This window comes from Pedobacter sp. V48 (genome assembly GCF_000523515.1).
Lineage (GTDB): Bacteria > Bacteroidota > Bacteroidia > Sphingobacteriales > Sphingobacteriaceae > Pedobacter.
Genome location: NZ_AWRU01000005.1, coordinates 120,196 through 140,191, shown reverse-complemented (window position 1 = coordinate 140,191; position 19,996 = coordinate 120,196). Strand labels below are relative to the sequence as shown.

Genomic DNA, 19,996 nt, shown 5'->3' with positions numbered 1-19,996 from the left:
AATTTCTCTTATTGGATTAGGGCGTTTATGGCTGACAAAAGTGATTTATCTCCAGTCGCATCGCCCAGCAGTTGCCAGATCATGATGCCTCCTGCCTTTTTATTCAAAGCAAAGCCAACCTTTTTCTTTATGGTTGGTAATCCGTTGTAATAGATCGTTCCCTGGTTGGGCACCACAACAAAATCGACAAGCTCTGAGCCTGGAAATCCTGTTACAATATCGCCATAAGAATAGCTCTCCTGAATTGAGGGGCCAAAACCATATCCATAAAAGGGCAAGCCAAGTGTAAGCTTATTTGCGGGTACGCGTCTGGAAGTGTTCCAATAAGCAAAGTCTGTTTCGGACGCTTCATAGGTTGAATGGGGGCCTGGTTTTGCTTTATTCCACGGACCCGTCTGGTCATAAGACATGATGTTAACCAGATCGAACAAAGCCAGCGCCTTATCGGATATTGCATTTCCGTTCCAGGTTGCAACTGCTGCTGTTAGTAGTTTTTTATGCGGCTTCAGCGCGCTCGACAATTCAACAATCAACCCTTCATAGTTCAGGTCTATAAAATCTCCCTCCAGATCAACATCTACCCCGTCAAAATTATAGGTATTGGTTAGCTTAACCAGTTCCTTAATCAATTCAGCACGTTTATCTGGTTTGATTAGTTCTTTTAAATGTTGCGGGGCATTCCCTCCTCCAAAGGAGAACAATACCTTTACTTTATGGTCATGCGCTCTTTTTATGGCTACAGTTAAACCTGCAGATGGACTAAACAATCCATTGGCATCCGGATTTAAAAATGCGATGTTTAAATGTGTGATCTTGCTGAAATCCAGCTTTGCAGATTCTGCATCTAAATCGCCGCTTCCGAATATATATCCAACAACATAAAAGCCATTCTCCTTTTTATCTGGAATAATTTGATCTGTTGCTTTTGATTTGGCACAGGAAACTAATGCAAACAAGCAAATGATTTGTATAAATATTCTTGACTTTCTCATCGTATGAAAATTAGGTTTAACATTATGGTTTATCCCACCAAACCCTGTTTGTCCAGGTATTGCCTCCAGGACCAATTGCCGCCACCGCAACAGCAGCATTCACTGCATTTTGCTCCAGTTCAAAAATTGGATATTCAAATCGTCTTGGCGTGGTTTGAACGGATGAGTCGTAATTGGTAGATGAAGCTAAGGCAGGAAAGCCTGTTCTTCTCCAGTTTGCGTAGGCTTCCGGTCCGTTCAAAAGCAATGCTATCCACAGCTGTTTATTGATCATCTCAATTTCCCTTCCTGGAATCAGGTTATTCCCTTTTATGAAATTACTGATGTCTGTTGCGCTGATGGAAGGTCCGCCTGGGAACAGGCTTAACTGTGAAATTGCAGCTTCAATACCTTTTGCATAATGTTCTGCGGCTGTTCCACCAAAGGTTGTGCCCCACCTTACTGTTGCTTCGGCAAGCAGCAATTCAACTTCGGCATAAGTCTGGTGAAGAAAAGGGGCATTGTTACGAATGAGGAAATTAGCCAGTTGCGCTTTTTGATCATTGTTAACTGCCTCAGTAGGCCCAACACCTGGTATATCAATAGTGATCGGATTCATCCAGCCATCCCAAATATACTCGTTAGGAGGCACTCCGTTATAGCCAATTTGCGCTTTAACCTGATCTGTGATGTCTGTGCGGTCAAAAGGTCTGTTCACAATGTCGATGTAATACCTTACCATGTGGGAAAGACGAGGATCATTAGTGCTTCTCAATTGTTCTATGAAAGGGTCCTGAACACGGGGAATAACCTCAGACTGACAAAAAGCTGCAGACACACCATTTCCCCTAATATCTATATAGCTGTTTTGTACATCCTGATGAACTGTTTTACACAGCTCTGCATTGCTGGTAAAAACTCCGGCAGCAAATGCAGCCTGAGCTTCCGTTTTGGCTTTATCAGGATTAATCTTTACCAGACGCATGGCATACCTTAGCCTAAGCGAATTGGCGAATTTTTTCCATGAAGCAATTCCTCCATTGTAGAAAAGATCGCCTTTCACGGCATCCTTGGAAGCATCGAGTTGGGCTGAGGCCTCGGTAAGTTCCTTAAAAAAATCATTGTAGATTTCTTCCTGTTTGTCAAACTTCGGTTGTACTATCCCGTCTGTAAATGCTTTGCCCGCTTCAAAATATGGGATATCTCCATACACATCTGTTATTCTGGCAAATTCATACACCTTCATAATACGACAGATGGCATTCAGATTCGTTTTTAAAGGATCGTTTTTAGTCCTGTTCACCGCATCTACAATATTTACCACATCATTGTTGTAGGTGTTATTCCATAAAGAGGACAGATAGTTTCTATCATATACGTAGAACTGACCATTTCTATTCAGCCAAATTCCTCCAATTTGCTGTACAAGAGGCATGGTAAATACCAGGCCCAGTTTTTCATTTACTTCCAGATCTCCTGAGAAGCGTAGTTGAACGTTTGTGAGCTGTAAAGAAGGATCAAGATTGCTTGATCTGGTGGGATCAATGTTTACATCCCCAAATTTTTTACAGGCACTGAGCATCAATACCGTTATAGCAAGTACGAATGCGTATTTTTTTAAATTCGTTTTCATGTTTATCTCCCTTGATGAATCTCTTAAAACTTAAAGTTTAAATTAAAGCCCCAGCTGCGTCTGGTGGGCAAAGAGCCGTACTCCAGACCCTGTCCGTTTCCATTGTTGTAATTAGAATCGGGATCTACATTTGGCACATCGCTGAAAAGAATAAATGGATTTCGGCTTACCAGTGCTACCTGTATATTTCTAACGCCCCATTTAGCGGAGATTCTTTCAGGAATAGTATACCCCAGGGTGATCTCGCGCATTTTGACATAAGTTCCAGAGTAGATATAGGGTCTGGCTACACCACCGCTTGATACGATCTGTGGCCAGTAAACTGAAGGATCAACGGCTTTTGTGTTTTTAACAAAGTTTCCATTCTCGTCTTTCACTACACCTTCAGGAACCAAGCCCCTCACCTTCCCTATTGCCTTCCACTGGTCCAGTGTGTAACCTTGGGCTTGTCTTTCTTCTTCCGATGCAATCCATTCTTCACGTCCGGCAAGTGTAGTGTTTAAACTACCACGACTGGCGGCAAAAAGATTGGTCATTGAAAACAGGTCTGACCCGAACTTCACATCAATAAGTGCACTTAAACTAAAGTTTTTGAAATAAACCGTATTGCTAACACCCCCGGTCCAATCGTAAATTCCTTTGCCCACTACCTGTCTTTCGTCGCTTTGCAGGGGCAAAAGTGTAGTAGGATCAAGTATCACATTTCCATTGGGATCTTTCTGATAGTCGAAGGACAATATGGAGCCATAGTTTTCGCCAGGCTTTGCTATTACCGCAACCCCCATCCATCTAGCCTCTGATAAGGTTAAAAAAGGTACACCATCGGCCAGTGATTCAACTTTATTGACATTACGGGCGAAATTAAAGCTCACATCCCATTTAAAATCTTTCTTGGCAACTGGACTTGCGGTAAGCAATACCTCGACCCCTTTGTTCGAAACCACTCCTGCATTGATCATCCTTGTCGAAAAACCCGAGGAGAAAGGACTTGGAACATTATTGATCTGATCTCTTGATCTTTGGTTGTAATAAGTAACATCAAGCCCAATTCTGTTTTCTAAGAACTTTAGTTCGGTACCTATTTCCCAGGAACGTGTACGGGTTGGCAACAAATTAGCATTTGGCATTCTGGCGGTATTCAGTCCTCCGTAAGACATTCCGTTAAAAGACAAGGGATTTACCGAGTAGTACAAATCCAGTAAATAAGGATCGGTGTCACTGGCCACCTCAGAAATTGCGGCTCTTAATTTACCCATCGTTAAAACCTTTTTACTTAATTTAAAGGCATCCGAGAAGACAAAACTTGAAGACAGTGATGGATATACATAATCTTTATTCAAAGTAGAGTAAGCATCATTTCTAACGGTTGCATCCAGGTACAGATAACCTTTATAGCCTACACTAAGCAGTGCATAAACAGAGTTCAAGTTCTTTTTATATGGAACAGGAATAATACTTTTATCGGTAAAGCTTGTAGGGGTAATTGCATCGGGAACCGTTAGGTTTGTGAACTGCATAAAATCTGCATTGTTATGTACCCTCGAAATACTGCCCCCTAAACGGGCGGCCAGATAAAGAGAAGGTGTAAGCTGCTTTTGTCCGGTAATCAATACATCGGCCTCTGTAGTTACGTGCTTTCTGTTGATCTGATCCAACGCTCCTGTTACAACGCCCGGTGTAGTTCTGGGGCTGAATTTTTCAAAATTGATATAGGTAAGGTCTGTTGATCCGCGACCTTGAATACTTAACCAATCGGTGATTTCATAATTTAATTGTAAGGCCCCTAGGAGACGATTCTTTTTGGTTGTGTTCTTCATTTCGTTAATTACCCAATACGGATTTAAACGATATTGACCACCACCCCATTCGATATATGAACCATCCGGGTTTTTATAAGTTTTTGCAAACCATGCCTGATCCACATTATTTGCAAGTCCTATAAAAGCGTTTCCAATATTCCCGGGATCATCAGCCAAAGCAGGACGATTATTTACATTTTCGTCCATGTAAAAAGCCCTGGCTTCGAGAGAGAGCTTAGAACCAAATTTTGATGTTCCATTAAAAGTAAATGAATTTCTTCTAATGTCACTTTCAGGAATGATATCGTTATTTCTAAGATCAGTAGCAGAAAATCTGACAGATGATTTTTCATTGGCATTACTGAAGGAAACATTGTTGGTAAACGTAGTACCGGTTCTGAAAAAGCCACCAATATTGTCACCAATCTTTTGGTAAGGCCTGTACACATCGTCATAAGATATTACCATTAAATCAGGGTCCAGTCTCGCACCAAAGTTATTAAACATTGATGTTCTGGCCTGCAAAGAAGAGGTATTGATGGTCTGATTACGGCCTTGACCATATAAGTACTGGTATCCATCGAAGGAAGTAAGCTGATTCTCAAAAGATGCAGTACTGTTTACTTCGATACCAAGGTCGGAAGTCCCTTTACCCCGTTTTGTTGTGATCAAGATCACACCATTTGCAGCTCTTGCACCGTACAAAGCCGATGCAGAGGGTCCTTTTAATACGCTGATTTTATCAATATCATCCGGATTTATTGCAGATATTGCATCTCCGAAATCATATCCCTGAGCATACATCTCAGATCCGGTACCCCCGTAATTCGAGTTGTCTATTGGAACCCCATCTACCACATACAAGGGCTGGTTATTGCCAGTAACTGTGGTATTACCTCGAATGATAACCCTTGAGGATCCTGCCGGACCACCTGCAGTGCTGTTAATGATAAGGCCTGCGACCTTTCCAGCCAAAGAATTAATTACATTTGTTTCCCTTGCCTTTTTTAATCCCTCCCCATTTACCTCCGAAACCGCATACCCCAAAGATCTTTCTTCTCTTTTGATACCCAGAGCGGTAACAACTGTTTCTTTCAGTTCAAGCGATTCCTCTTTAAGCACCACAGTTATATTTCTCTGTGATTCACTAGCAACAATACCGGTTTGCTGAAAGCCCATCATCCGGAACCTGATGATGTCGCCTTTATTCGCGGCAATAGAAAACTTTCCGCTCTCGTTAGTGGAAACTGTTTTGTTAGCCGTAGCGTTAATCACAGAAACGCCGGGAATTGGGATATTCTTTTCATCAGTCACAATTCCGGTTATAGTAAATTCAACTTTTACAACCACCGGCTTGTAAGATTGGATCATTATCGTTTGTCCGTTGATCTGATATTTGATGCTCACCTTTTTTGAAATGGCATCCAGAACGTCATTAATTTTCTGTTTTTCGATATGCAGATCAAACCTTGCGTCTACATTTAAGTCGAGCGGGTTGTAAGAAAAGTGCACTTGCCCCTGACTTTCTATTTGTTTAAACGCATCCAGGATGGTGGTGTTTTTCCATTTAAATGAGTACAATTTATCCTTGGACTGTGCATATGCGGAAGTTGACAGGATTAGAACAACGCATAAGCTTATTTTAAATAAAAGCCCATAAAAGAAATAATAGGTTGGTAAGTTTTTTTTCATATTGTTTGGTTTGGTTTAGGTTGTTTCGGTTTAGAATGCCAGTGTTACGGTATCATTTTTTATAGTGTAAGTAAAGTGGTTAGCGAATCCGATGGCATTAAGCACATCGGTAAGACTTTCATTTTTAAATTGACCGGTAAATGCGATTGGCTTTTTAGGTTGCTTTTCCGTTCTGATTTCAACTCCGTAGATCTCCTTTAAAACCGATTTAATATCTTTTAAAGAAGCCATTGAGAATACGAGTTTCCTTTCTGCCCAGTTCTCCACTTTTTCAAGCTCAAAGTTTGATTTCGTAAATTTATTTTGACGCTCCACAATCTCAACCTGTTCTCCGGGAATCAGTTCAACTTTGTTTATTATTTTTTGATCATCAACAGTTCCAACACTAACCTTACCGGTGGTGAGCATTACAGAGGTAGCGGTATGCATTTTGTAATTATTGATTTTAAAAGAGGTGCCCAGGGCTGTGGTAGCTGTTTTGCCTGAAACTACAATGAAAGGTTTGTCTTTATTTTTTGCAACGCTAAAATGAGCCTCGCCATCCATCCATAAAACCCGGTTATTTTCGTTGTAATTGTCGTCAATCTTTAGTGTTGTTAAGCTGTTCATCAACACAGTACTTCCGTCTGATAGCCTTATAGTTTTACGTTCGTTATATCCTGTTTTTATAGTAGCTTTTGTGCTAAGTTCATGATAGACCGGAATGGTCGTGCTATAATCCTTCCTGTTCAACAGTGCATATGCACCTATAGCAATTAAAATTGCAGCTGCCGATGAGAACCAAAGCATCCGGCTTTTTAAACGAATGGTTTTTGCAGGGATCTGTTCAGATTCTGATGCCTGTAAGCGTTCAATAGAAGACTTAAGTTTGGACAGTTCCCGCTCCTTTTCCTGCGGATCGATTTTTACAGAAAGTAAAAAGAAAAGCGATTCAGCCTGGTGTATTTTTGCCGAAAGTTCCGGATATTGGATAAGGATGTTTTCCCAGAATGCAATATCCTGATGGTTGTCGCGCAAACAATATTTAACAAAGCTTTCCTCGGTTAGAAAGTCTTCAATAGTATATAAAGAATAATCCATTTTTATCGCCTATAATTGATTTATAAGCACAAGTGCAGGACTATTCCATTTTTTACCAAAAGAATTTTAAAAATCAATACAAACAACTGATGATGAGCGCATTAATTTCAACAAGGATAATTCTATTGAATTATCCTTACGCCTTTAGGGGCATTTATATCCGTTTTAATTTTTCCGTTAGCCAGTTTAGTGTGTTTAATTTTCAAAACACCATAAGGTGTAGGGTACGTACCCTCTACAAACTTTAAATCACCTAAATGTGGCTCTATTTTAATTGCTTTACAACCGGCCTCTACTACTTTTACGCCTAAAACATGTTCAGTTAACCATGCTGTTGGGCCCGACGCCCATCCATGACATAAGCTATGTCTGAAACCTACATAACAATATGCTCCGTAATCGCCATGTACATCTTTTTTACCTTCTGGCACTAACTCATCAATGCGGGAAGCGTTAGCTATCCAGTCCATATTAAAATCCTCCCAGAAAGTTGTGGCTCCTAAGTCGAGCATTGCACCCCAGTACTGACGGATTACCTCAATAGCACCTTGATGGTCCCCTGCTTTAGCTTTAGCCTCGAGCATGTAATAGCCATAAAAAGTAGAGAAATTTGCAGCACCACCAACAGATAGTACATCTTTATTGGCTTTCTCTGCAGGCATCAAACCAGTGATGGCAAGCAAAGCTGCTGCTTGTTTTGAACCATTAGGATCGGGCACATACTTACGCATCCTGGCCACCGTTTTGTTGCATAAATCAGCGGTTTCTTTATCGCCAACAAGCGTACTTATTTTAGATGCAGTAGCTAATGACCAAACCGTCATGGCCTGTAAACCCGCATGAATTCCTTTAGGATTTTCACTCGATGGCCAGTCCAGAAAACGTGTTCCATCCAGTTTTTCCCGATTATCATCCCCAACTTTTGCTACTATTTGTTTTACCAATCCACTTAAATATTCCTTCTGTTGTTTCAGGTAATTCAAATCTCCGTTCTGCATATACCAATCGTAATGTAGAATAATCCACCACATAGAATAAGTACTTATCCCATTCATCCAGCCTGGTAAAGGAGTAGTTTCCTTTGATAAATCTAAACTTTTAGGCACCACCTCGTTGTATCCAAAAACAGAATTAACAGTGGATATTTCAGGATGAAGATCACCGACCCATACCAATCTATCACGTTTAATTCCGTCCCAAAGGTATTCCTGCATGTTCAAGTGTACTGTATAAGCACCCGTTTCCCAGATTTTGTTCAGTCGTTCATCACTGCTTTTAAATGAACCGATATAAGGAATATCACGATAGGTAAAAATTGCACGTACTTCTTTCAATTGCAGTTCTGCATTTTCCTCTTCAAGGTCGATGCGCACAAAGCGAAATCCGCTTTCAGCCAATTGGATTCTGCCTAACCAGGGAGCCAATGTGGTAAAATCTCTGATTGCATGATCATTGGTTGCACCCTTTGGACCACCTACGTCAGACATAGCTTCGCTTGCCGATTCACCATAACGCACACGTATTTTAAGAGGAACATTTTTTGGCCCCCACATGCCGGTTACAATCTCCAATCCTCCCTGCAGTTCTTTACCAAAATCCAGTAATATGGATGCTTTTTTACCTGAGCCATCATTCTTCAAGATCGCCATGTTACGATTGGCCAGGTCGGCCTGACTAATTCCCGGTTTCAACAATTGCTCAATGTTGTTAACCTGACCTTCTTTCCATAAAATCTTTACAGGAGAAATATATTGTCTGGTTAAAGGACTAATATTATCAGCTTTAGCAGAACTACTAAGTTTCTTGCCTGGCTGTGCATGTGTACTAGTGGCTATTAAACAAATGGCAAAAAGAGGATATAAGAGTTTTTGTAACATGTTTTTAATTTATAATGATCTGTTTAGATTTTCTCTGTTTTAATAATATGGCTACCTGATGTAAGCTCAAAAGATCTGAAACCATCCTTTAAACCTAAGTCCTTCATGTGGCTTGATTTATCAGTTATATTTTTTGTCTCATTTTCCTGTAACTGAAGTATAGCCGTACAATTAGGAGGTACAGTTATGTTCATGGTAAGTTGATTACCTGTGCGTTTCCATGCAGTTTTAATTAAACCGGCAGGCGACTGCATATTGGCTTTGGCCCATTCCATTTGTGTGGCTGTTAACAGTGGGGGGCGAACAATGAAGCGTTGAAATCCGGGTGCTTGCGGATCGCGTTTTATACCGGCAACGCCATCAATATACCAGGCACCAGGATACAGATACGAGCTATGCAATAGCGAATGTCCTGGCAGGTCTTTTTCCCACATTTCCCAAATGGTGGTTGCACCGTTGGCTTTCATATAACCCCAGCTCGGATAATCCGTTTGCGAGGTCATGGCATAAATAAGATCATCGCGTCCGGCGTCTCTTAGTACTTTAAAGAGCATTGCTCCACCTGTAATTCCTACATTGATGTGCCCTTTACGAACCACCAGAATCTCATTTTCCAGCCGCTTCATGATGAATGGTTTCAAGTCATGGGGCATTACCTCACCCAACAGGGCCGCAGCAAGGTTAGACATGGATTTATCAGCATAACTATGATCGTCGGCATTGTAAAATTTAGCATGAATTGCTGCGCTTGATACATCCGCTTGTTTTTCCCACTGTTGTGCTTCTTTGTCTTTATGAAGTACGCGGGCAATTTTAGCAGCCGTACGCAGGTTAAATATTCTATAGCAATTGTTTAAGAAAACGGTTTGGGGCTTATTGTTATTCATCCCCTCNGCTRWGRNTCSKRRSMRTAGCCAATCACCCAAAAAATCCCATGATCCGCCAAAGCGAACCAGCATATCATCTTTAGTATTAAGATCCAAAAATGAAAGCCAGCCTTTGATCATTTCAAAGTTCTTATCAAGCACCCTTTTGTCACCTTCATGCTGATAAACAAACCAGGGTAAAGAAACTACTATGCCGCCCCATGCAGGGCCACCACCTCCCATATAAGTAGGCGCAGTATGTGGCAAAACGCCATTATTCATGATGCGGCCACTCATTACACTTTTGCGGGCAAAATTTTCGTCGTACATGTTTCCTACCAGAGATTCTGTTCCTTGTACATCTCTCCAGTCTTCCATCCATTTCGTATAGAATGCGGCCATATGATAATTGAACATTCCTGTTTCGCAAGTTGCATGTGCATCGCCTCCATACCCAAGTCTTTCGCGCTGAGGGCAGTCTACAATATAACCCCCTATTGAAAGATTTTGGAAGGTCCATTTTATCGTATTATATGTCCAGTTTTGCAAAGGATCTGAACATTCAAAAGTGGTAGCTTCCTTGTAATTTGTTCGTACCATCCAACCACGGATGTCCTCAAGCGACGGCTTACTTTTTAAACCCTTAATCGTAACCCAGCGACCTGAGCTATAGTTAAAGCGGTTATGAAAGGTTCCCTCGCCTGTTTTTCCAATGATAAAGGCACTATAATTACTAAAGGTTATGTCAGATTGTTCTCTTTCTGAAAATAAAAATTTCACAGTATCCCCTTGCTTTCCTTTTACTTTAATTTCTGTCCAGCCTGCAAAGTTCACCCCCATATCAACCCGATATGTCCCATCGTTTCTTTCTACAATCCCAATTGGTTTTATTTCATCAAAAACACGGTTAGGCTCTATTTTTTGAGCAGAGAGGAGTAGCTTGGGCTGATAGGTTATTGCCTTATCCCATGTTGTTTCATCGCAGGCTGTGGTGTTCCAATTTGCAACTTCTCTATTTGCATCCCAAATCTCTCCGCCCATCCTGTTAGAGTCCCACACGCCTAATAATTTATTAGGGCTCTTGTACGTTTTCCAGGTTTCATCAGTACGTATAACCAGTTCAGGTTTTGATAGTGGGGTGACGTTTTTATTGCTATAAATTGAAGCCTGAGCAATTACAATCGGGGTATTTGGCCTGTCTTTTACAATGTAGGGGCCAAAAATAGACCATGATGTTCCCAACCAGATGGTGATGACATTTTTACCCGCTTTAAGTTCCGGTGCAATATCGTAAGCCACATAACGCGCCCTTTTCATATGGTCTGTTACACTTGGTGCCATAACATCATTGCCTATCTTTTTACCGTTTACGTATACTTCATGAAAACCTACAGAGGCGACAAATATGTTTGCCTTTCCGGGTTTTGTTTTGAGTGTAAAGGTTTTTCGAAGCCAGGGATCGGAGATATTACAATCTTGCTGCGCAGGATCAAAAATCTGATCTGTGCCAATCCATTTTGCTTTCCAGTCAGTTGGTTTAAGTAAACCCGTAGTCCATTGAGCGGCTTTACTCCAAGCAGAGGCTTTGCCTTTCTCGTCTTTAACGGCGACTTTCCAGAAATAGATGTTATCTGATGCAAATGGTTTTCCTTTGTAGGTTATCTGCTGCATTTCTGAGGAATTTACCCAGCCGGAATCCCATACATCACCTTTGTTAAGTTTAAGTCCACCTGCTGTTGATGCGACTAAAATCCGGTAAGCAGTCTGCTTTTGTCCAAATGCAGTGGTATCAGTTGCGGTAAGTGTCCAGCTTAAACGCGGCCGTAATTCATCCAGCCCCTTTGGGTTGACAAGATATTCACATCTGGTATTTCCCGGAACAACGGAACTGGTTGCACCGGTTATTTTGGCGGCGAAAACCGCGCCCGATAAACACAGGAATAGTAATACAATAAATATATTTTTAGTTCGTCTCATTGGTTAACATTTGGTTTTTTAAAATACCACAATTACAGTAGAATCGCAACCTGTACTGTCCAGTACCTGGTCTTATTCTTTAATATACCTGTAGGCAAACCGTGCATTTGGAGCGGCGTCACCCTTATCAAGCCAATGCATAGCATTTCCGTCAACAGGTGAGTTATCTGCCCATTTAAAGTCTAATGTAAACTCTTTTCCTATAATACCAAGTTGTTTTTTTGGGACAACAAGTTCCAGTTCATTTTTATCTGTTTTGTATTTTATGGAGGATGATTTACCTATACTGCCATCTTTCTTAAGGTTATGTAACGTAGCAGTATTATTACTTAAAACCTGCTGGTTTACTACATATTGGAAGCCCTCCCAGCCCTGGTTGGCAGCACCTTTTACACCGATAAACAAGTGCATCCAATCTGGAGAATCCCATGGTGTTAATGGATCTTTTGTTTTTACGTAGAAATACACATTTTGCTGATCTGAAGTAATTCTGGATTCTATAATATCATTGCGTCCTGTGTTATTTACATATTCATGTATACGGCCCCAACCTGGGTGTTTGCGATGGAAGGTATCTCCGCAATCATCTTTATATACCGCCGGTATTTTTTTCCAATCATTMWWYYKWYCWTCAATGCGCATTGATGTATTGGTTTTGTAAATGGGCAGTTTTCCTGTGCCTTTAAACTTTCTTACATAATCTACCAGCTGATAATAATAATTGTCTTTGGTGATGCCGTTTTCAGGTTCCGCATCTCTGCTAAATTCGGCATTATAAAGGTCTACAAAATAGGTTTCTCCCTTTTCAATTGACTTACCTAAAAAGGTTTTGGATGCTCCATCGTTAAAGCGCATGGCCACCCACTCATTCCATCCGGTTACAAATACAAATTCAGGATCTACCTCCAGGGCTCTTTTCCATTGCTCTTCAAAGTAAAGTCCTTTTTCGGTCGAAAATATTTCTGGCTCTTTACCCTTATGAAAGCTTCTGCCAATGTTCGACATCGGGTGTTGTGCAATAGAAACGGTTACCTGTTCGGCTTTATCTTTTGAATCGTGCCAGCCATAAGATTGAGGATAATGATCAAGCCATGGCCATTTGTCCTTACCATCTGCAAACCACTGCTGACCTTTACTCCAGGCCCAGGAATGCCGGGTGGTAAAGAAACTCTTAATTTCGGGAGTAACAGCCTCTGGCGGGCACAACAACAGCGGTTTTCCTTTCCACAAAAACCAAAGGTTACTAAACAGCCCTTTTTTATAAATCTGCTCATAAAGGTTATTAACCGTTTGCTTCGGCACACTATTTACAATAAAGGAAATAGATGGTGTGCTTAACCCTTCGGCACGCATTTTAAGATAAGTATTGGCAATCTTTGTAACCTGCGGCAGATAAATGGCAGCATTGGTTACATCAAGAATAATTACATCAATGCCGGCATCAGATAACATTTGTGCATGTTTACGGATCACCCATTCATCATCGGCAAGATAATAACCAAAATAAGGCTCGCCCCAATGGTGAAAAGCATGAATCGGTCCATATTTAGGGTCAGTTGGATTGGCTTTTAAAAGCTTGGTAATGTCATATGGGCTAACGGTATCTCCCGGTGTTTTAGGCATCACCCCACCATCAGCAGTGCCCCCTTTATGCTGATCATAGCCGTGAGCTCCCTGCCATATGAAATAGAATATTCCGGCGTACTTATCTTTACGTGGAGTTTTATATTTGGCGGGATCAATAGTGCGACCTAGCGCATCTTTTGCTACCCATGTATCGGCATTTGATGATGAAATTAAGTGCTGAGAAGTAGCATCCTTTACCTGAGCCTTAGTCTGATAAAAGGTGATGCAAATCAATCCCGATAAGAAGATTTTTTTTAAAACCATCATCAATTGGTTGAGCTATATATGAAATTAAAACGGCCACCCGGTGCGGTGTCGCCGTTTAGATACCAGTCTAACGGATCGTTATCATTCTGCATGTTATCAGACCATTTAAATTCAAAATTGAGGGGTTTTGCTACGTTTTTAAGATAGGTTCTTGGAACGGCAACCATCATTTGATTGCCCTTAACTACGTATTTTAAAATCTGCAAATCTTTCCATGCTCCATCTATGTATTGCTGTAAATTGCTTCCCCAAGCAACTCTAAAATCATATCCTTTCCAGCCTGTTTTAGCACTTCGATCTGCATCCAGATATAGCCTCATCCAATTACTGTCCGAATTGGAAGTGATATCAGCTACCGTTTTAACGAAAAAGTAAACGTTTGCTTTGTCGCGCGTAATCTTCATCTGCTCAAAATCGTTTCTACCTGTTGCATTGGTATAAACAATAGCCGGCTCTATCGGAGTGCCTGGATGGTTACGTTCCTGAGTGTCGCCGGTATAATCCTTATAAACAGGTTGTACTGATGTCCAATCACCGAGTCCTTTAATTGTTTTGGGTAAGCCCGCCGAAGGATTTGCAGCGACACCTTTGTACCTTCTTATATTGCCAACCAACTGCATATAGTAGTTATCCTTTAAGCCGGCAGTAAGCGAAGGCTCAATATCTCTGCTATATTCAGGGCTTGCCTGATCGCAAAACCAGGAATGCTCCGGGTTGTCATCTCTACTTGGAAATTTTCCGGCTATCCACTCATTCCAACCTGTAACATATACAAAAGGTGTGTTTTGTTTGATAGCATAGTCCCATTGCTCCTGAAAATTGTAACCATAAATTACATCTGTTGCAGGATTTCCGGGTGACCCATTATGGTAGCTCCTACCCCAATTGTCTTTGTTACCGTAAAATGCCGAACCCCCCATTCCTGCTGTTGGATTAGGGTGCTGTGCAACTGAGACATTGATAATTTCTATTTCTCCTTTGGCGTTCTTGTATGTTTTTTGAGGTCTTACAAACTCAATCCATGGCCAGCTGTTTGTTTTTTGCGGTTCGTTTGGCCATTGTGATTCTCTGTAAGTGAAAGTATTTTCATAGTTTTTCCCCCTGGCTTCTGCAGATATTCCAATTATAAGGGGTTTACCATCCATTAAATACCAGCATTCGGGGTAACGATAAGGGGCATCTGGTTTGTAAAAATTATTGTAGGCTTCCTGCATGGTCTCGCCCGATGAGGTATTGGTATAAAACACTATTTTAGGAGGAGTTTTACCCTGCGCCCTCACCGCATTCATGGCCTTCATCAATACGTCTGCTTGTTTTGGATAAGTTAAGCGGTTGGTTGCATCAATTACAAGAAGATCTACTCCTGCATCAGTTAGCAACTGAACGCTTCTTAAATGCACCCAATAATCATTTGCGCTGTAGTATCCATAAATAGGTTGCCCCCAGTAATACATTAACCCGCTTCCCCAATATGGATGATCAAAATCATTAAGTACTTCGGGATGTGCATTTACGATTTCATGGAGATCCCAGTATTTGCGAGGTGCTGTTTCATGCCATAAAAAGTAAAACATGGCAACAGTTTTTTTTCTAGGATTTCCTACCTCTTTATTTTGAGGGAGAACTCTGCCCAAATCATCCGTTCCGGCAAATGGCTGGGCACTTGATGAACCAATACCCAATACTGCAAAAAGTATTATAAAATGAACAGACCTCATAGGATTTATTTTTTTACAAATGCCTTTTTCAATACGTCCAGATAACCCATTTTATGTAGGGTATCGGGTTCGAGATAGCTTCCTTCGGACCACTCATTCCAGGCATTGATGGTAATTAATTTGCGTTGTTTTGGATGTGCATCTGCAAATGCTTTTGCCTTTTCGACATACTTTTCAAATTTTTCTGGAGCGGGATTATTTATATAACCGGTTTTATAAGGGAACCTTGGGTTAGCATCCCAACTAATTGTGAGATTGGGGAAATAAGGAATGGTAAAATCGTTGCTAAATCCTTGCCACATATTGGTAGACAAATCTGCCCATTTCTCATAATCTCCATCCGGGTTTTGCAAATGTGCCCAGCAGTAATTTGTTAAACTGTTAAAGCCAAAATACTCCATAACTTTATTCTGTGTTCCAATTTTTTCGCCCGGTACCCCTGCAATACTTGAAGGCAAGGCCTGCCAAAGAATTCCCTGTAAGTGCAATCCGGGAAACCCTGCGGCAATCGTCTTTTCTCTGAAGTAATCCAAAGCCTCTTTGGTTTGCGTTGCACCGCCTAATCCTGCAATCAGCGTATGCAGTTCATAGATACAGAAAACCGGGGCGCCATCAATCTTGTAATAACCAGGATCTTTGAAGTACTTCTCTATCACACGGTCTACCACAATATTAAATTGTTTACGATCTACACTACCTTTCCAGATCACTGAATCTTTTTTCGGGTTCTTGCGTTCCCAATAAGTTGTAGCATCATGATTTGCCCACATCAGGTAAAACTTCATCCTGCCTTTGTTGGCTTTTAAAAAGCCTTCGTTGATACAATCTTCAAGGAATGGTTTTCCCTCATACCAGTACCAATCGAAGATAAAAGTATTCACTCCGTGATCAACAGCGGCAGTGATTTTTTTATCCATATCTTTTGGATTTGCCTCGTCCAGATATCCCCAGAGCGGGACTTTTGGCTGTGCATGTCCTTTTTCTTTAGGTTGTGCTTTATAAATGATCTCCCATTCCCCTTTTTTTTCAGGAAATAAAAACGCTGCCCTGGGCTCATAGTGATAGGCCGGCCAATAGAATGCAGCTACGTCATAATCCTGGGTAATTTTCTTTTTAATGCTGCACGATTGAAATATAGTGGCAATAGCTATCGCTATTGCCAAACAGAAGAGCGATCTATTATAAGATAATGACTTCATAATAAATGTTGTGTTTAATACGGATTTATTTCAATGGATACCGGACCTGTTAACCCTGAAGGATGCAGCGGGCTGTCTGCTTTGTACGGATTGATATAAGACCAGGTTTTACGTTGATCTTCTGGCAATTTTAAATCACCTATCAATCGGTTTACCCAGGTGTTAACCACTTTTACCTCCAGCTTATTTTCGCCTGCCAACACGGCCTCGGTAATATCTACCTTGTAAGGCGGTGTCCATACACCACCAACATCTTTACCGTTAACCTTTACTTTTGCCAATGCGGTAACGGCGCCGAGGTTTAGATAAATGCGTTGCCCTGCAGCTGGTTTCTTAATCTCAAATGAAGTATTATATAAAGCACTTCCGGAATAATGAGCTATTCGTGTATCTGGGTGTTTTGACCAGTCTATTAAAGTTTTAAATACCACAGGTTCTTCCGGACCTCTACCCTCTTTATCAAATTTAACGGTCCATGGGTCAGTTAATTTAATTACATCAATCGGCGCAGGGAAATTAACCTTTTTCTCGGCCGAGGCATTACCTGACTGGTCTTTTCTGAAGATTATAAAAGCACTTTCAAATGCATCGAGTTTTAAAGGAACAGATGTTGTATTTGGTGTTGAGCTATACTCTGGAAGATCACGCATTTTCCCTGTTATCGCATTCCACAATTCCGGTGCTTTTCCGCTAACCCGAAACGCAGGATTGATGCTTATCGGTTTATCACTCTGATTAGACACAAAGTAGATTTCGCCATCATTAGTCTTTCTGTGGATGTACAAGGCCAGATCATTACCAACGGTTTTAAAATCTGGAATCACGCCTATTTTATCTAATGCCTGTTGTAAATCAAGGCCATCCATTACCAGACCTTTACCATATTCATTAGTTTTAATACGTTGTCCATCAATTTTTCCCCAAACTTCGTTGGCAAGTTTTTTCACATTGTCATCTGCGGTGCTGTAGTTTTCTAAACTAGGGGAGCGTTTTGGTTTTGGCCCCAATATTACGCCACCTTCTTTTACCAAACTTGCTATTTTCTCCAGTAATTCCGGCCTCATGGTTTCGAGTGCAGGCAGCACCAACACCCGGTAAGACATGCCATCGGGGAGTACAAATTTGCCATCCTTAACAGTTAACCGGTTAATGATCACCTCTGCATTGATGTAATCAAAGGAATAACCTTCCGGGAGCTTAGGATCCTGTATTCCAGTCATTTTTGGTACATCTTCTCCGATGAAATAGGCTACATCTGCAACATATTTACCTTGCTGCAGCATGAAATTACTGCGCTTAAGATAATGGATAAACATATCCATGTCGTAAAACCAGGTATTGAAACGGTTAAACTCATTGCCAAACCAGGCATTGACACCCGGTTTCCTATCCTCATAAGGTTGTTGAATATAAACGTGTAGTAGTGTATTATTGATACCTTCGGTAAAGAAGCGATCGCCACGTTGTTTCATCATTGCCGGATAACGCCCAAAGGTATTTCCCGCAGCAGTGAATGATTCTGCCGACACTTTAGTTTTACCATAAATATGTGCTGCCGACGATGCAGCTCTGTTCTCTATGTTACCAAGTTCACCTTCGCTCCAAAACTCTCCACCTACTTCATCAGATTGTCCCCCGTATTGAAGAAATTCTCCAGGGAAACCCCAGTGGCCATAATTTTCAAGCCAAATGGTTAATCCATGTTTGTGACTTACATCTCGCAATCCCCCCACATATTCGTAGGCAACATTATCTGCTACAAATCTTCTAAGGTCCCATAGAAAGCGATCTGATTTATCCTGACTTCCTACCACGTGCCCATACATAACCGGTATAAGGGGCATAGGGTCATATCCATAACGTTTTTTAAACTTGGCAATGAAATCATCTGTCCAGTTTTGACCGCCCATTTCGTAACTGTCCTGGACGGCAACTTTCCATGTTTTACGGTCCTCGGCTGGAATACGTCTTTGTATTTCACCCATAAATGCATCAAAGTGTTTGATCACATGCTCATGGTTCATTTTATCTACCTCTAGTCCGGTTCCTTCGGGGGAAGCGGGGCTATTTTGAACACCTGTGGGTGCCATTCCTGTTCGCATTACAATCCATTCACCTTCCGGAACATCCCATGTAAGTGTACCATCGGCCGACAGATTTGAACTGATGTCTTTTATTGAGCCTTCATCGACAAGTAAGGAATTATCTGCTACTTCTTTTTGTTGTGCCCACTGATACTCATGCCAATAAGGAAGTGGGGTTGGGTGCATTTTGGCGAGTGTTTTTTCGATGAATCTTTCCACCTTTGGCACCGAAGAAATTTCCAGTTCAGCAATGCTTGCATCCTGGGATGTGTTGGTAAACGTTAGACGGAAAGTTTTTGACGCTACTGCCTCAAATGAAATAATAACGGGAGCAAACTGAGCAAAACCTACATTTAATGCATTGTTGCTACGGTCAACCTTAAACTGTTTTATTTCGCGATAATTACCATTGTCCAATGCCTCTATTTTCACATCCATACTCATGTTCTTTTTTGATGGATAGACGGTTAAGCTTCTTGCAGTATAATTTTCTTTGGCGGCAATGGTAATAACAGCAGGTTTACCACCGGGCAACAATGCTTCAGTCTTTTGGTTTTTATCAAGGATATTTTCAATGTTTTTTATAGCCGGATCTGAGGTAATTACAGGTTTTAAATCAGCTATACTGCTTCCATATCCTTTTGGCGCTTTAAAAGCAAGCAGTTTAACATCCTGAAAATTTCCTTCAGGTTTATTAAGCTTTTGCGAAATCTTTGCAGGTCCTTTGAACACCGTTTCTGATGATGCCAGGTAACGCATTGCCTGTTCAGGTTTGACCCATGGTCCTCCCGACTGGCTCCAGCCAGGACTATTAAACATTCCTATTTCTATACCTAATTCCGAAGCTGTTTTTAAAGCAGTGTGGGTAATATCCCACCATTCATCAGAAAACAACTTGACCTTTCCATAAGGAACTTCTCCGGTTAAACCGATATTACCAATAAAAGCACGGTTTATCCCCACTGCTTTCATTGCCTTTAAATCGTTTATAACTCCTTGTTTAGAGATATTGTCTGAAATCCAATACCAATACACACTGGTCTGTATTGAATCTGGAGGGACGATAAACCCACTCTCAACTTTAGTAAAAGCAATGTTTTTGTTAGTACTTGAACAAGCGGAAATTGTTAAAATTAATACCGGTATCACAAAGTGGGCAAGGTGCCCCCATACAGTACCCTTAAAAGATCTGATGTTTGAATTCATA

The 19,996-nt window shown here is 41.1% G+C and carries 8 protein-coding genes and 2 pseudogenes; all 10 read right to left on the bottom strand.

Features of this window, described 5'->3' with window-relative positions; all coding sequences use genetic code 11:
• Nucleotides 1-8 precede the first annotated feature (8 nt).
• The 10 genes and pseudogenes from N824_RS03940 to N824_RS03895 all read right to left on the bottom strand — a co-directional run bounded on the left by N824_RS03940 (nt 9) and on the right by N824_RS03895 (nt 19,995).
• Nucleotides 9-992 (bottom strand): glycosyl hydrolase family 18 protein, encoded by a 984-nt coding sequence (locus tag N824_RS03940; RefSeq protein ID WP_161662258.1) that lies wholly within the window; start codon nt 990-992, stop codon nt 9-11.
• Between the two features lie 22 nt (nt 993-1,014).
• Entirely contained in the window at nt 1,015-2,604 is a 1,590-nt protein-coding gene (locus N824_RS03935) for a SusD/RagB family nutrient-binding outer membrane lipoprotein (protein WP_048903839.1), read from the bottom strand.
• 23 nt (nt 2,605-2,627) lie between these two features.
• A complete protein-coding gene (locus tag N824_RS03930) occupies nt 2,628-6,095 on the bottom strand; it encodes a SusC/RagA family TonB-linked outer membrane protein (RefSeq protein ID WP_048903838.1) in 3,468 nt (1,155 codons plus the stop codon).
• A 30-nt stretch (nt 6,096-6,125) separates the two neighbouring features.
• Entirely contained in the window at nt 6,126-7,175 is a 1,050-nt protein-coding gene (locus N824_RS03925; protein WP_048903837.1) for a FecR family protein, read from the bottom strand.
• A 122-nt stretch (nt 7,176-7,297) separates the two neighbouring features.
• Entirely contained in the window at nt 7,298-9,052 is a 1,755-nt protein-coding gene (locus tag N824_RS03920) for an alpha-L-rhamnosidase C-terminal domain-containing protein (protein WP_052334050.1), read from the bottom strand.
• Between the two features lie 23 nt (nt 9,053-9,075).
• Nucleotides 9,076-11,895: pseudogene (locus N824_RS03915) on the bottom strand (family 78 glycoside hydrolase catalytic domain).
• Between the two features lie 72 nt (nt 11,896-11,967).
• Nucleotides 11,968-13,788, bottom strand: a pseudogene (locus N824_RS03910) (hypothetical protein).
• Nucleotides 13,788-15,506, bottom strand: coding sequence for a hypothetical protein (locus tag N824_RS03905; protein ID WP_048903834.1), 1,719 nt, complete (start codon nt 15,504-15,506; stop codon nt 13,788-13,790). The pseudogene N824_RS03910 and the gene N824_RS03905 overlap by 1 nt, the downstream one beginning before the upstream one ends.
• Nucleotides 15,507-15,511: 5 nt before the next feature.
• Complete coding sequence (locus tag N824_RS03900; protein ID WP_084498182.1) at nt 15,512-16,705, bottom strand: glycoside hydrolase family 99-like domain-containing protein; 1,194 nt, start codon at nt 16,703-16,705, stop codon at nt 15,512-15,514.
• Nucleotides 16,706-16,719: 14 nt separating this feature from the next.
• The gene (locus N824_RS03895; protein ID WP_052334058.1) at nt 16,720-19,995 is read right to left on the bottom strand and encodes a glycosyl hydrolase; all 3,276 of its coding nucleotides are present in this window, start codon (nt 19,993-19,995) and stop codon (nt 16,720-16,722) included.
• Nucleotide 19,996: the final 1 nt, after the last annotated feature.

What these genes read in the sequence shown, in the direction of transcription:
- N824_RS03940 (WP_161662258.1), bottom strand. Translation starts at nt 992, where the DNA reads ATGAGAAAGTCAAGAATATTTATACAAATCATTTGCTTGTTTGCATTA.
- N824_RS03935 (WP_048903839.1), bottom strand. Translation starts at nt 2,604, where the DNA reads ATGAAAACGAATTTAAAAAAATACGCATTCGTACTTGCTATAACGGTA.
- N824_RS03930 (WP_048903838.1), bottom strand. Translation starts at nt 6,095, where the DNA reads ATGAAAAAAAACTTACCAACCTATTATTTCTTTTATGGGCTTTTATTT.
- N824_RS03925 (WP_048903837.1), bottom strand. Translation starts at nt 7,175, where the DNA reads ATGGATTATTCTTTATATACTATTGAAGACTTTCTAACCGAGGAAAGC.
- N824_RS03920 (WP_052334050.1), bottom strand. Translation starts at nt 9,052, where the DNA reads ATGTTACAAAAACTCTTATATCCTCTTTTTGCCATTTGTTTAATAGCC.
- N824_RS03905 (WP_048903834.1), bottom strand. Translation starts at nt 15,506, where the DNA reads ATGAGGTCTGTTCATTTTATAATACTTTTTGCAGTATTGGGTATTGGT.
- N824_RS03900 (WP_084498182.1), bottom strand. Translation starts at nt 16,705, where the DNA reads ATGAAGTCATTATCTTATAATAGATCGCTCTTCTGTTTGGCAATAGCG.
- N824_RS03895 (WP_052334058.1), bottom strand. Translation starts at nt 19,995, where the DNA reads ATGAATTCAAACATCAGATCTTTTAAGGGTACTGTATGGGGGCACCTT.